The organism is Dellaglioa sp. CoH-56-MRSF-11 (assembly GCF_056782135.1).
Genome location: NZ_JBXAYE010000003.1, coordinates 156,531 through 172,225, shown reverse-complemented (window position 1 = coordinate 172,225; position 15,695 = coordinate 156,531). Strand labels below are relative to the sequence as shown.

At 33.3% G+C, this 15,695-nt stretch carries 9 protein-coding genes; 1 reads left to right on the top strand and 8 read right to left on the bottom strand.

Annotated features, from left to right (window positions below; all coding sequences use genetic code 11):
- Positions 1-18 precede the first annotated feature (18 nt).
- The 8 genes from AC1RPT_RS04555 to AC1RPT_RS04520 all read right to left on the bottom strand — a co-directional run bounded on the left by AC1RPT_RS04555 (position 19) and on the right by AC1RPT_RS04520 (position 13,463).
- Positions 19-1,596, bottom strand: a complete 1,578-nt coding sequence (locus AC1RPT_RS04555) for a peptide chain release factor 3 (protein WP_481761505.1) — start codon at positions 1,594-1,596, stop codon at positions 19-21.
- Between the two features lie 121 nt (positions 1,597-1,717).
- The gene (locus AC1RPT_RS04550; protein ID WP_481761506.1) at positions 1,718-3,061 is read right to left on the bottom strand and encodes a hemolysin family protein; all 1,344 of its coding nucleotides are present in this window, start codon (positions 3,059-3,061) and stop codon (positions 1,718-1,720) included.
- A gap of 82 nt (positions 3,062-3,143) precedes the next feature.
- Entirely contained in the window at positions 3,144-3,875 is a 732-nt protein-coding gene (locus tag AC1RPT_RS04545; RefSeq protein WP_481761507.1) for a LysM peptidoglycan-binding domain-containing protein, read from the bottom strand.
- A gap of 24 nt (positions 3,876-3,899) precedes the next feature.
- Entirely contained in the window at positions 3,900-5,387 is a 1,488-nt protein-coding gene (locus AC1RPT_RS04540) for an ATP-binding cassette domain-containing protein (protein WP_481762410.1), read from the bottom strand.
- 167 nt (positions 5,388-5,554) lie between these two features.
- Complete coding sequence (locus tag AC1RPT_RS04535) at positions 5,555-6,760, bottom strand: CDP-glycerol glycerophosphotransferase family protein (RefSeq protein WP_481761627.1); 1,206 nt, start codon at positions 6,758-6,760, stop codon at positions 5,555-5,557.
- Positions 6,761-6,812: 52 nt separating this feature from the next.
- Positions 6,813-7,205, bottom strand: coding sequence for a glycerol-3-phosphate cytidylyltransferase (tagD, locus tag AC1RPT_RS04530; RefSeq protein ID WP_481761509.1), 393 nt, complete (start codon positions 7,203-7,205; stop codon positions 6,813-6,815).
- A 61-nt stretch (positions 7,206-7,266) separates the two neighbouring features.
- Complete coding sequence (locus tag AC1RPT_RS04525; protein WP_481761510.1) at positions 7,267-8,379, bottom strand: AI-2E family transporter; 1,113 nt, start codon at positions 8,377-8,379, stop codon at positions 7,267-7,269.
- A gap of 140 nt (positions 8,380-8,519) precedes the next feature.
- The gene (locus AC1RPT_RS04520) at positions 8,520-13,463 is read right to left on the bottom strand and encodes a CDP-glycerol glycerophosphotransferase family protein (protein WP_481761511.1); all 4,944 of its coding nucleotides are present in this window, start codon (positions 13,461-13,463) and stop codon (positions 8,520-8,522) included.
- Between the two features lie 231 nt (positions 13,464-13,694).
- Here AC1RPT_RS04520 and AC1RPT_RS04515 point away from each other — a divergent pair, with 231 nt between their 5' ends.
- A complete protein-coding gene (locus AC1RPT_RS04515; RefSeq protein WP_481761512.1) occupies positions 13,695-15,695 on the top strand; it encodes a hypothetical protein in 2,001 nt (666 codons plus the stop codon).

Below are 15,695 nucleotides of genomic sequence, written 5' to 3'. Positions count from 1 at the left end.
TGGTATACCTCTTTTCGTTTATAGTTTTGATGTTAATGTAACGTTTGGATATTTGTCAGCAAACCAGCGTTCTGCGAATGCATTTTCAAACAAGAACAACGGTAAGTCTTGTCGATCTTTAACAAGTAAGTTACGTGAACTTGACATCTTTTCATCCAATTGTTCTGGATCAATCCAGCGAGCTGTTTTAGAACCCATTGGTGTCATGATAACTTCTGAATTATATTCATTTAACATTCTGAATTGGAAGACTTCAAATTGAAGTTGACCAACGGCACCCAGAATATAGTCACCCGTGTTGTAACTTCTATATAATTGAACAGCACCTTCTTGAACCAACTGTTGAATACCCTTATGGAATGATTTTTGTTTCATTACATTTTTAGCATTAACGCTCATGAATAATTCAGGCGTAAATTGAGGTAATTTTTCAAAGGTAATTGGTTTCTTCATGTTACTGATTGTATCGCCAATTTGGAAATTACCAGTATCATATAATCCAATAATATCGCCAGCTACAGCTGATTCTAAAACTTCACGAGAATCTGCCATAAATTGGGTTGAATTAGATAAACGCATTTTCTTTTCAGTTCTTGCTAATTTAACATCCATCCCACGTTCAAATTCACCTGAACAAATTCGAATAAACGCAATTCGATCACGATGATTAGGATTCATATTTGCTTGAATTTTGAAAACAAACCCAGAAAAATGTTCATTTGTTGGTTGTATCGTTGTTTCTTCAATCGTTTTATGTTCTTGTGGTGCTGGTGCATAGTTCAAATAAATATCTAAGAACGTTTTTACACCAAAGTTAGTTAATGCTGATCCAAAGAAAACCGGCGTTAAATCCCCTGTTGCGATTTTTGCTTCATCAAAGGTATTACCAGCATCGCCCAATAATTCAATTTCATCTAGCACTTCTTGATAGATACTATCTTCTTTTAAAGGATGGTCGCCTTCAATCTCACCGGCGTCATTTAAATCAACGTAGTCCATGCCTTTATCTTCTTTTTGGTAAAGTTCAATACGATGGTTGTAGATATCGTATAATCCCTTTAAGCCTTTACCCATACCAATTGGCCAGTTCATTGGGTATGATTCAACGCCCAAGACCTCTTCGAGTTCAGCCATTAAATCAAGTGGCTCACGTCCATCACGATCCATCTTATTGATGAATGTGAAAATAGGAATGCCACGCATTTTACAAATTTTAAATAATTTCTTTGTTTGTGGTTCAATTCCTTTTGCAGAATCAATAACCATGACTGCAGAATCTACGGCCATTAATGTTCGGTAGGTATCTTCCGAGAAATCCTCATGCCCAGGTGTATCTAAAATATTAACCCGCTTATCGGCGTAATCAAATTGCATAACTGAACTAGTAACAGAAATACCACGTTTCTTTTCAATTTCCATCCAATCAGATTTTGCAAAAGTACCAGATTTTTTACCCTTAACTGTTCCGGCAGAACGGACAACCCCACCGAATAAAAGTAATTGTTCTGTAATGGTTGTTTTACCAGCATCGGGATGAGAAATAATCGCAAATGTTCGGCGTTTTTTTACTTGAGTCTCTAATTCTTCTGTATTCATTTTTTGTCCTCTCTAAAACATATTACTCATAGTTTATCATAAATGATAATGAACTTCGACGTAAAAAATGATAAGGTCAATGGAACTTATTAGAGTTCTATTGACCTTATCATCCCATATTTTATTCTTTACTCTTTAAAGTATCTTTTAACCGTGTTTCGGGAATCATAACTTTCAATTCCACTAATCGAGAACCGTCCATTTTTTCCGTTTCGAGAAGTATACCATTGTGAAGTGTAATCTGTAGTTGTTCATTATTACCGGGAATTCGACCTAATTCAGTTAAGACGAATCCCGCAATTGTGTCTACGTCTTTAACGTTGATATCACAATTAAATTCATCATTAAAATCGTCAAGTGTCATTCGACCTTGTACGATATATTCATGTGCATTAATTTTTCTCAATGTATCATCAGGGCTATCTGACTCATCGTCGATATCGCCAACAATCTCTTCAATTAAATCTTCAATTGTGGCAAGTCCAACAACACCGCCATATTCATCCAATAAAATAGCTAATTGAGTGTGTGTTTTCTTCATTTCGAATAACAAATCATCAACAGCCATCGTTTCTGGAATAAACATGGGCTCTTGCATAATTTGACGTAAACTAATTCTATCGAACCCTTTTGCTCTAGCAGCTTTAAGCAAATTTTTGATATGAACAACGCCAACGACGTTATCTTTATCATCACTATAAACGGGTACACGAGAATAAGGTTGATTTAAAATAGCATCAATATTACGATCATTATCGTTTTGTAAATCAATCATAAAAGCATCAGTTCTAGCGACCATAACTTCACGAGCGAATTTCGTATGTAACGAAATAACGCCTTCCATCATTTCATATTCATCTGAATCAATAGCACCACGCTCTTCACCAGTTTGAATCATATGAACAATTTCTTGTCGACTAATAACCTCAATATTATTTTTATTAAACTTAATTGGTGTTATTTTTTCTAATGCACGGATTGAAATTGATAACAACCAGTTAAATGGTTTGAAAACAATCGCAATAAGTTGAATAGGCCCAGTCGTTGCTCTGGCAATTTTGTCTGGCATCTGTAGTGCCAATTGTTTAGGATATAATTCTCCTAAAACTAATGAAAAATAAGATAAAATCAACGTAACGATAACTACTGCAACATCATGTGCCCACACAGCACTCCCAAACAATGGTTCAACATATTTAGCCAAAGATGTTGCTGCAAAAGCTGAAGACAAGAACCCGGCAAAAGTAATACTAATCTGGATAGTTGATAAAAATGATGTCGAATTATTTAATATACCAAGAATTCTTATTGCACCTTTATCTCCAGCTTTCGCCTCTGCCTCAATTTTATTACGATTTACTGAAACTACTGCTAATTCTGCAGCTGAAAAATAGGCATTCACTAATGTCAAAATGACTAATAATAACAGCTGCAACAGCAGTTCGTGACCAGGGTCTGAACTCATTTACTCATCCGCTCCAATTCATTTGTCTTTATTTTTTAACCTACGGATATTATACACCTATTAACATGCAGAAATCCGATTGCTAATTGCTAGTTGTCTCATCACTAGTTGAGCTCGTTGAACTAGTTGTATCTGATGTTGAACTAGAATATGATCTTGTTGTGTTATCGGTACTAGAAGTATCTGAACTTGTTGTACTATCTGAGCTTGTATCAGCATTAGAGTATGAACTTGCTGTACTTGTACTATCTGAAGTTGTATCGTCATTAGAGTATGAACTTGTTGTGTTGTCTGAAGTAGTATTATCAGAACTTGTATTATCTGTGCCTGTTGTATCTGAAGATGTAGTATCTATACTTTTTCCACTTCCAGCAACGACCTTAAGCGTTTGCCCAGGTCTTAATGTTGTATTTTCCATGTCATTTAATGCAATTAGTTCCTTCACTGTCATATCATGGCTTAACGCAATAGATGACAATGAATCACCATAAACAACAGTTATCGTATCCGTATCAATATTAGAACTTGACGACGAAGACGACGTTGATTTACTTTTTTTAGACACAGATTTTTTCTTTTCAGTTTTCTTCTTTTTTGATTTTGGTTTTGATTTTTCACTAGACTTACTCTTACCATATTTCGATTCAGCTAATTTTTGTTGTTCAGCGTACTCCTTTTTTTGTTGGTCAGATGACCCACGAGTAGCAACCCACTCAACGACGTCATGACCAGCCTTCGTACTAGCTAATATCGTCCCACCACCGATACACACAACTGCAACTATACCAATAATTACTTTCGTTCTTAATTTCATAACTTCCTCCGAGTTAACTCACATTTATTTAGGTACTTTTATTTTTTGTCCTACATGCAAAAGATTTGATGATAATTCATTGATGTCCATCAATTGATCACTGGTTGTATCATTGGCAGTCGCGATACTTGATAAACTATCCCCACTACCTACCTCAAACATCTTCGTACTAATTTTACTGATACTTTCTTTCTTTTCACTACTTTCCTTCTTTTCACTACTTTCTTTTGCTGCTGACTCAGAACTAGCCACCCTTTCAGATGACTCTCTAGCTAGAACGGATTCACTTTCTGCCTTAGCTTTAGCAAGCGACTCATTCTGCCGCTTTTTTTCAGCAGACCGTTTGGCTGACTTGCTTGAAGCAGCTTTAGCTGATTTAGATTTAGAAGATGCCACCACTTTTTTAGAGACATCAGCTCTACTAATTGAGCTTGAAATTGCTATTTTTTTTGATTCACTTACAGACTTCTGACGTTGGGCGATTGAACTCGATTCTTGCTTGTCATTGTTCATTTGAACATACTTGGCAGAAACTGTTCCTATCACTGCTAAAATCAAAATACCAATAACCATCAAAGCTAGTTTACCGTGCTTTTTACCATTTTTCTTTTTTAAAAAATATTTTGTATCGTCAAATGCTTGTCCGTTATAAAAGGCATCTCTACGACGCAACTCAATTGATCGAGGCATATCAGGATCAAAATGCGTTTTTTTATATTGTGTATATAAGGTCTCTACACTAAATGATTTACGTTCTGAATCACGTTGTTTATCGTACTCACTTCGTTTCTCATCAGTCAAACTATCGTACCAAGCAACAAAATCTAAATAACTCATAACGACTTTTTCAGACTCACCGATATCCATCAGTTGACCGTTTTGAATCCAGGCAATTCTGTCTGTTAAGAACTCCATTTGTTGTAAATCTTGACTAGCAAGTACAAAAGTTTTGCCCTCTGTTTGTAGGCTTTTAATTTTATCAACCGTTTTTTGATAAAAAATATCATCTAATGCTGATAGAATACCATCTAAAATAATAATATCAGGTTCAATGAAGAAGGCCATTGCTAACTCAACTCGCGCACGCATATCGGGAGAGTAATCTTCAATTTTACTTTCTTTTAATACCCCTAAGTCAGCAAAATTTAAAACATTATTCAAAGTTTGATCACTATTTTTGTAATCAATCTTAGAATCAGTAATTGCTTCTTGAATATTTTGCACAGCCGTTTTATCGCGTTTTAATTGTGTCTCATATGATACAATCGTCGTGTGACCGGCCATCGTTAGAAAACCCGTTGTTTGTTTGGCTTTACCGGCTAGAATGTCAGATAACGTTGCTTTCCCTGAGCCACCCATGCCAATAATACCAAAAAATTCACCACGATAAATATCAAACGAGATGCCCCTTAAAGCCCAATAAATATCTTTCGAATCTTTATCAATTTTTCGATTTTTTTTACTTGTTATACCTTTTGTAACATACTCTAATCGAATTTTATAATCTTCCATTTTATCACCATTAATCATTCAGTTATTTTAATTCTCAATAATAACATGTATACACTTACGCTTATACAATTCTACCATTAATCACTAAAAATTAACATCTTATCCGATGTTATCAGTATTTATATTTTAAAAAATAAAAAGCATATCCTCCCAAAAGGAGAATATGCTTACTTACCTAAGATAATGTCAGAAACTTTTTGAGAAGCTTTTCCATTATCCCATTCAATAAATTTATTTTGAAAATCTTTAAATTGTTTTTCGTAACCAGGATAATCACCATTTTGCGTATAGACATCCAATTGTTTATAGAAATCTGGTTCTTTTTCTACGATTGGTCCTGGCGCTTCCATCTCAAAGTTGATATAAAAGCCGCGTAGTTCATCCCGATAATGTTCTAAATCATAACAATAAAACATCATTGGTCGATTCAAATTAGCAAAATCAAACATCACTGACGAATAATCCGTAATCATCATATCACTCATTAAATATAATTCAGTAATATTTTCATCTGCCATTATTTTAACACGATCTTCAAATCCTTCGATATTAATACTATTCTTAACTAAATAATGAGGCCGCATAATTAAAATAGTATCGTCTGATACATGTTGAAAGAATGATTCGAATGAAAAAGCCATTTCGAATTTATAAACACCCTGAGTATAAAAGCTATCATCACGCCATGTTGGCGCATAAAGAACCACTTTAGCATCTTCATTACCAAGATACGTTTTCTTTAAAGCTCTAATATCTTTTTCATTATTATCCGCATATAAAATGTCATTCCTTGGGTATCCAATATCCAAGGATTTATTTTTAAAAGCAAATGCACTTTCAAAAATTTGCTTTGAATAATGATTAGGCGCTATTAAATAATCCCAACGTGCTGTTTCCACTTTAAAATTAGCATGGTATAACGCTGTCGTTGTACCTGGCATTGAAACATTTTCAATATCCATTCCTAAATGTTTCAACGGTGTCCCGTGCCATGTTTGTATATATGTAGTCTTCGGATTCTTTTTCCACCAAATAGGTAATCTTGAATTAAAGACCCAAAATTCAGCCCTCGCCATTTTGATAGTCCAAGAAAATCCAAAGCGTTTAATTAAATTAATTTCCGGATATTGTTCTTTTAATTTAGTGTACATGCTTGGTTTAACGCTAAAATATAAAAGCTTCGCATTTTCTTCACCAAGATCTCGTCTAGTCTGCTTGTAAATGGCCATCGGGTTATCGTTAACATCGCGCCCATTAAAGCTTTCAAAGACAACTTGGTGTTTTTTAATTGAAAATTTAATTGTAAAATCATTTAACGTTATTAAAATTTGGCGACCAATCCGCTTAACCACTTTTTGGACTATTTTTTTAATTTCATTCATTATTTTGTTCTCCTTACTACAAAAGATAAAATAATAAAATATTTTACAAGTTCATCCCTAAATCTTTTTTAATTTTTGTTGTTGAAATACCATCTGTTCTTGGTAAGTAAATAACTTCACAGTAATCGCTTAAAAAGTCAAACTTACCTGCCCAATCATCACCCATCACAAATGTATCAATCTGATTATCGACGACGTCACTAATTTTTTGGTCCCATTCAGTTTCTGGAATCACTTCATCTACGTACTTAATTGCTTCTAAAATGAACTTACGATCTTCATATGATGTGTAAGCCTTTTTCCCTTTAATTGCGTTAAATTCATCTGTTGAAATACAAACTGTTAAATGGTCGCCCATTGCTTTAGCGCGTTGTAAAATACGTACATGACCCTTGTGTAATAAATCGAATGTTCCATAAGTAATTATTTTTTTCATGTTTTTGCTCCTCCGTCGTTATCAATAATAATTTATTTTATCATAAACTGTTATGACTGTCTTATTTTTCCTGCAATTGTCTAATATCGTAAAAGTATTTAATAACAACTTTTACAACAGCATATAAGGGAATTCCTAAAATCATTCCTAGAAGCCCAGCAATGTTACCAGCTACTAGTAATAATACAATAATCGTCAATGGATGTATATTTAATGATTTGCCTATAACATTAGGATAGACAAAATTACCATCAATTTGTTGGACAATTAACACAACAATCACGACAAAAATAACCATTTGAGTAGACTGTGTTACCGCAATAATCAGTGCTGGGAAAATACCAATATAGGGTCCAATATAAGGAATAATATTAGCAAGGCCAGCCACAACTCCTAGTAACAAAATATACGGCATACCAATAATTGAATAACCAATAGCGGTAAATACCCCAACGAAAATACATTCAATAGCTTGTCCACCAATGTACGCTGAAATTGTATCACCCATGCGGTCAAGTAACTCAACGAGCTCATCCCCATGTTTTTCTGGAACAAGTTTTTTAAGCGTTGGGACTAGTTTTTGACCATCTTTTAACATATAGAACAACATCACAGGTACTGTCAGTGCAACAACTGTCACACTCGTTACAACCCCAATCATTGATCCTATCGAGTTCGTCAAATTGGTTGCAATTGATTTGAAGTAGGTCCCAATAGAATTTTCAAACTGGTTTAAATAGCTAGTAAAATCAATTTCTTTAAACCAAGCATATTTATTTAAATGATTAAACGTATCTTTTGACGACTCACTAACTGCATTTGCATAATCTGGTAGGTTAACCACCAATTGACTTAGCTGACTGACTACTCTCGGAATCAGGTACCCTATTAAGGCAACTAAAAGAATTGCTAGGAATACAAATAGAATGGCAACTGACAACGTTCGAGAAAATTTGAATTTTTTGATTTTTATTTTCATTAAAAATTTAACGACCGGATTAAATAAATAAAATAAAAACCCAGATATAATAATCGGAATAAATAATGTGGAAATAAACGTTCCTATTGGACTAAAAATAAAACTTATTTTTGTACACATCCAAATTAACGAGGCAACGATTAATAATTCAAGTGACCAAAACATCAATTTAGACTTTTTTAATCTATCAAGCATCGATATGGTTCTCCTTTAATTTATGTATAGTAATTTCATTATACCGTAACCTGTCTAACAATTATAGCGTTTCACTTATCCTCATTATTGAACGATAAATTAATTCAAAAAAAAGACGCCAAATGGCGTCTTTAAACTGCTTAATTGATTACTTCACTTTTATCAATCCAACCGGTTGTCCCATCACTCATCGTGATAAACAGTAATGTCGAACCGACTTTATTTTTTTGAATAGGATCAATTAAATAACCCGTTTTATTCACGATACCTTCATTTGTAACTCTGGCATCAATATTTTTTACAAATTTATAATTTTTAGATCCATAAACCTTTGACCAAACTTCAGCACCATCTTGAACATGGACGGTCGTTTCTTCAACTACTGTTTCTTGAGCTTCATAAACGCGTCCATTCATGACAAAATCAACTAACCGTTCAGTTGCATGTCCATCATCCCAAGCATTATAAGTCGCTACAAATTGATCATAATTGTGATGGCGTTCATCCGTTGCAAATGCTCGTTTAATCTCAGTAATGACAGCATCTGTATCCTTAACGATTGGTCCTGGTACTTCTTTTTCGTAGTCAAAGTAAAAACCACGAATATCATTTGCATACTCATCTAAATCATATGCAAAGAAAATAATAGGACGTTTTAACGCTGCAAAATCAAAGAAAACAGATGAATAATCTGTAATCAACAGATCACTAATAAGATATAAATCATTAATATCTTCATAATCAGCAACGTTCAGCGCAAAGCCTTCATAATCAGTTAAATCTAATGAGTTAGCAATTAAATAATGCGTTCTAACAAGAACGATAATATCATCGCCAAGTTCTGCTTTCATCTTATCTAAATCAAGATGTAACTTAGCCGTGAAATAATCAGCTTTAACGTATTCATTATCTCTCCAAGTAGGTGCATATAGAATAACTTTTTTGTTTGGATTAATTTCTAAACTTGCTTTAATACGATTGATATCTGTCTGTGTATAATTCGTTAAAATATCATTTCTAGGATAGCCAGAATTAATCATTTGGTTACGGTTCAAACGGAATGCACGTCTGAAAATATCTGACGAATATTCATTTGGCGTAACAGAATAATCCCAACGATCAGAATCTTTTGTAACTTGGCTATGATATTTAGCAGCATCAACGCCAGGCATTGACCCTGTATTTACGTCAACACCAATCGTTTTTAATGGCGTACCATGCCATGTCTGAACAATTGTTGTACCTTCAGGTTTAACCCACCATAATGGTCGACGAACATTCGTAAACCAATATTTTGCTCGAGCTTGTTTGAAAATACCTTTAAATGAGAATCGTGTCACATAGGGAATATGATTTTCTTTAAAATAAGCAACATAATCCTGGTTCACATTCCAGTACATCTTATATTTAGGGTAACGGTCTTTCATGTATTCATAGATAGCTTTTGGATTATCACTATATTTACGACCAAAGAAACTTTCAAATATAATAATATCTTTCTTTGACATTTTACCGATAATACCAAATGCTTTTGGATACCATTTATTAAACTTAACGATCTTTTTAATTTTATTTCTAATTACTTGAACGCTTGGTTCTTGTGGTAATAAGTGATCGCTAATCATTGCTTCAAAAACTTGCTTTGAAGCATCCCCTTGACGACCATACGTACAAAATTTATCATAAAATTCAATCAATTGTTGCGCGTAGGTTGTCTGTAGATGATTAAAATCGCTTAATTCGTCAATTATTTTTGCCGTTGTATCCACAATTGGTCCTGGAACCGTACCATTATAATCGAGATAAACACCTCGTGTATCTTCTGTATAATCTTTTAAATCATATGCAAAGAAAATCATTGGTCGTTTAAGATGTGCGTAATCAAACATTACTGAACTATAATCAGTAATTAACGTATCCGCAATTAAATATAAATCTTCAACTGTTGGATAATTAGACACATCAAAAGTAAATCCTTCAAATTCAGTTAGATCAATTTTATTGGCAACGAAATAATGTAGCCTTACCAATAACACATATTCGTCACTCAATTTAGCTTGCATTTGTTTAATATCTAACTCAAAATCAAATCCGTCTTTATTTCGGTAGGTTGGTGCATATAATACGACCTTTTTATCCAATGGCATGCCAATAGATTCTTTAATTTTAAGGATATCAGTTTCATTATTCTTTTTATAAAGTACATCATTTCTTGGGAAGCCAGAGTGAACAACCTCTTTTTCAAAATTAAATGCGTGACTAGCTGTTTCATCCATATATGGCGAAGGTGAAACAAGATAATCCCAACGCTTAATTCGTTTCATGAAATTATTCTGACGTCCTTTTGAACCATCTTTGAAATAAGGTTCATCAAATCCCATCGTTTTCATGAAGGTTCCATGTAACGATTGAACTTCAACTTGTCCTTTTCGTTTTGCATATTGGTTAGGGAGGTTAGTATTTTCAATAAAATACTTAGCTCGCGCCATGTAATACCAATACTTTTTACTGAAGTAGCGAACTCGTTTACCATTGCCGGTTATTGTTGTATTCGGATCCTTGAATAACCAGACACATTCATAATCTGGCATGTTTTCTTGGACATAATCATAAATGGCTTTTTCATTACCATTGAAATAAGCGCCCCAATAACTATCAAAGACAATCGTTTTCTTCTTTAAAGGTAATAAACGTTGTAGCGGGTAATATAGTGAGAAGTTAATTGCCCGTTTTCGTTTGGTTGCGTCCTGCTTATCCCACGATAATTTTTGGTTTAAAACCAAAAAATTGTTTTTTGTTTCGTATAATGATGTTCTTGCTAAATGATTTGTACGACTTTCTAGCGTTTCTACACGTTCTGGTTCAGTTGTAATTTGCGAACGAACAACTTGGTCAGCACTATAAAAATCAAGATAAAGATTATATTTTGCTGCCTTAATGAAACTGTCTTGTTGTTCATTAATTAAATTCAAATTAACGATTATTTGACCGTTATCATCGACAGTAACGTCATTAAATTGATATTTATATTGTTCCTCTTGATCGATTACACGTAAAACAATTTTTTCTGCTGAACTTTGAAACAATGTATTTTCAGCGATTAATCGTAGCCGACTATTATCTAACCACTGGACATCCATTAGTTTTGAAAAATGTGGTGCGATATTTAGTCCAATCATTTCCTTCATATTCTTTTGAACGAGTAAACTATATTGTGCTATTTCATATTCTTGCGGTTTATCAACATGTTCAAACTCATAGCTTAATTTCAATTCTTTTTCATCAATTAACTGGAGTCTTTTTTGTGTTACAGAACTTAACTCGGCTACTTCAGTTATTGAGAATTCAAATTTCACTTGATGTTCACTAACATTTATTTTTTGTCCACTAATTTGAGGCGCAATTTCATCATCACTATTTTCAGTAACAATTAACTTCGTACTTTCAGGATTATTTAACCATGTAGAGACCACTAATTTACTATCATTCACACTAATATCTTGAATTAGATTAGCTTGAACATTTTTTTCCGTCTTTATTTCATTTGCTGTCAAAGTCATCGCATTAAAAGCTAATGCCCAGTCAAAACTAAAATCAGTTTTAATTTGATAATCATTACCAGAAAAAATATTACTTATAAATTTACGCTTAGGATTAGCTAAAAATTCCGTCACATTAATATTTTTAACTTGATAATTAACTTGTATTTTCCAAATGCCGTTTCCTAATATTTTGTATGCCTCTTGTTGATCAAATGACATTCTAAAATAACGATAGTTACGGTGCTTAAATAAATGACGACGACGCTTGACGGTTTCTCGTTCAAACGTAATTGGCATTTCTTTCCCATTTATAATGTTAATCAAATTAACCGTAAATTTTTCGTCTAATTTTTTTGTAACTTTCAATTGATTGAGTTGCAACCAACCCTTAATAACTATCTCACTTGTCATTTCATCAGAAAAAACATTTAAGATTCGTTGTTCGAATTTTTGTGATTGTCCCACATCAACCGCTTTAGCAACATCTAAAGAGATAGCCGGATCTTCATATTGATAGCGATTATTTTTTTCAACAATTTTTCCAATATTTCTACGACGATAACTATATTTTTTTAAGTCTTTAATATTCCCCTGTAACACAGCAGCATATTGAATTTGATTTTTAATTGATAATTGCTTAAATAATTCTGGATTAATCGTTCTAATAAGTAGGACTGTAATTTTTTGAAATTCTAATATGTAATCTTCTTCCGATTCTCGAATATCTTGCATTGATAGCGGAATATCAGTTGTTAATAATTTCAGATCAAATGCATCCATAACATTTTGAGTTGCCCCATATTTTTTCATGTATGAACGCGTTAACTCTAGCATTTCCAATCGGTCTTTATAATGTTGAATATCATTACCTCGACTTTGAGTGATAGATTTGCTATCACCTTCACGCCAACGCCATTCGTATACAATATCAGTAATAATATCAATATGGTTAGCCAATAAATGAGCTGCCATCATCACAGGAATATCTTCATATAACATTCCCACAGGGTAGCGCAAATTATTGTCGATAAACAAATTTAATCGATAAACTTTATTCCATGAAGTTGTGTCATAAACTAATTCTGGGTGTTCTGCAATTGATGTTTCATAAACAGTATCTTTAATAGCAAATTTATGAATGTAAGAACGTGAACTACGTTTAGAATTAAATCGTTTAACTGCACCAGTTGCCAAGTCTGAATCAGTCATCTTTACCGACCCCATCAAAAGACTGTATGCGTCAACTGGTAATAAATCATCCCCATCTACGAAGGCAATATATTCTCCGGTAGCGGCTTCAATTCCTGCATTTCTAGCAGCACTAGGTCCAGCATTTTCTTTGTGAATTGCTTTAATATTGTCAAAAAGTGATACATACCGATCCATAATTTCGGCAGTCCCATCAACTGATCCATCATCAACTAAAATAATTTCTAATTGTTCATAACTTTGGTTAAGAACTGATTCAATACTTTCTTCAATGAACTCTTCAACATTGTATCCCAAAATAACAACTGAGAGTAATCCATTATTTTTTGTCATTATTAATTGTATTCTCCTTAACAATTCTTTTGTCCAAATATCTAATAATTATATCATTCCTATTTATAATAATATATTTTTTTTATATTACATTCCATGGTATTTAACTGTTCCATAACTTTTTGATCAGTATTAATAACCCCGTTCCATTCAAATAATGAATTGGCCTATCAGTCATATTCATGTATAATTAGAAGGCACAAAATATATTTTATAGGGGAGTTCTAAATTATGAAAATCAGTAAATTCATTGGGATCACATTACTGTTTACAGCACTTGGCTTAGGGATAGCCAGTCACAGTACATCTAGCTCTGTCTCAGCAAAAGTTAAACTATCATCTTCAAAATACATTGCACATGCGCCTGTTAGAATTAAAACGAAAGCTTATAATGTTTATGCTTACCCTCGAACTTTAAATTCAAAATCAAAGTTCATGCACTATGGTTCAAGTTATCATTCAACAACTTTTTACATCACAAAAACGATTAAATTATCAGATGGAAAATCATATTCTTGGCTAGTTAATGGTGCTGGAAAAGCGTATGGCTATATAAATACCAAAGCCACAACCGTTTATGCATCTCCCAAAACAGATAAATCAGATAGTAACCATACACCTGTTAGAATTAAAACAAATGCTTATAATGTTTACAGTTATCCAAGAGCATTACACGGTGCTTCTACATTTATGCACTATGGTACTAGTTATCACTCAACCACTTTCTACATTTCCAAAAAAATTACAACGGCATCAAATGTAAGCTACTCAAAACTAACATATAGTGACGGAACTTTGTATGGTTATGTGAATACTAAAGCATTAACGAATTACGAAACCGTTAAAGATATCAAAACTTCTTCATCAAAAACTAAATATCGTATCACGTCTGACATCTCTAACATTCATAACGCACCACTAAACACTATTTATGGAAATAAAACAACACATTATTCAAAAAATTACTTCGATACTGATTTATATATCACCAAAACAGAAACACGAACACAAGATGGCGCTAAATTTTCATATGTTAAAACTGGGAAAAACGATCTCGGTTGGATTTATAGTGGCTATTTAGCAGCCTGGACACCTGCTACAGATGTTCTTGTTGATATGCATGATGGTAGCCTAGATACAGGCAATAAATTAGCAAATACTGCGGCTACTAATTTCTATCAAAAAAAGCCTAATTATTCTTCAGTTGATGCAACAACAAAATCAGGTAGTACTTATAATGCAACTGGTTCAAAACAATTTAAAACAAATTATTTCTTAACTGCTTCATATAAATCAAGTGGTGATTGGGGTAATATACAAGGATTTGTTATCAATGGTCACTACCTTTATGCATCAATCTCAACTGATTCGAAAAAAGGAACTGGTAAGATTGTCCGTTTTGATACTGATAAGATGAACGCATTAAATCTAAATAATAGTAAGGGATTTGGAGAATTATGGCAGGCTTTTTACTACCTCCGTCAATCGCAATCTCTTAGCTACTACAAAGCAAACTACCCTGCTTCAACTTATAAAGGTAAATATAATTTCTATGTTTCTAAATATAATGCATACAAAAAATATGAATCTATCATTAAAGTCGGTCCTGAATTCATAATAGGCCATGGTCAATCTTTAGATTATAAAACAAATGGTTCAAATAAAGGTCTCTACATGTATCGTGATACAAGCTCAAAATCACTTACTGAATCCGACACAGTAACTATTCAACATATCAATTCGTCAACGCTAGCACCTGATAACTATACTAATATGCAATGGAACGATGGTTATGGTAATTTTATGCAAAGTAATAATTTAACTTTTGCAGATAACAATAACTTCTATTCATACACAATGATTGGTAGCGGATCTGGTTCAGCCGGTAAGTATATTCGAATTTGGAAGGGATCTATAGATGCCGACAATAAAGTCACCGTAAAAGTCGTTGGACAATTAGCCAACCGGGTGGGTGACTCTCCACAATCAATTGCTTATAGTTCAAAAACAAATAAAGTTTACCTCGTAACAGATGACGCTTTTGTCGCTGTTAACGCTTCGAAATTAACAGTTGATAATAATCATAACAGTGCCTTAACAACAAATGATGTTTCGTATACCCGTATCAATTCTTCACGAGAAACTGAAGGGATGCAAATCATTAACGGTTACGCCTACATGTTATTTAATAGAACACCTGAGTTAATTAAGTCAACAACAGCCGGTTATTAA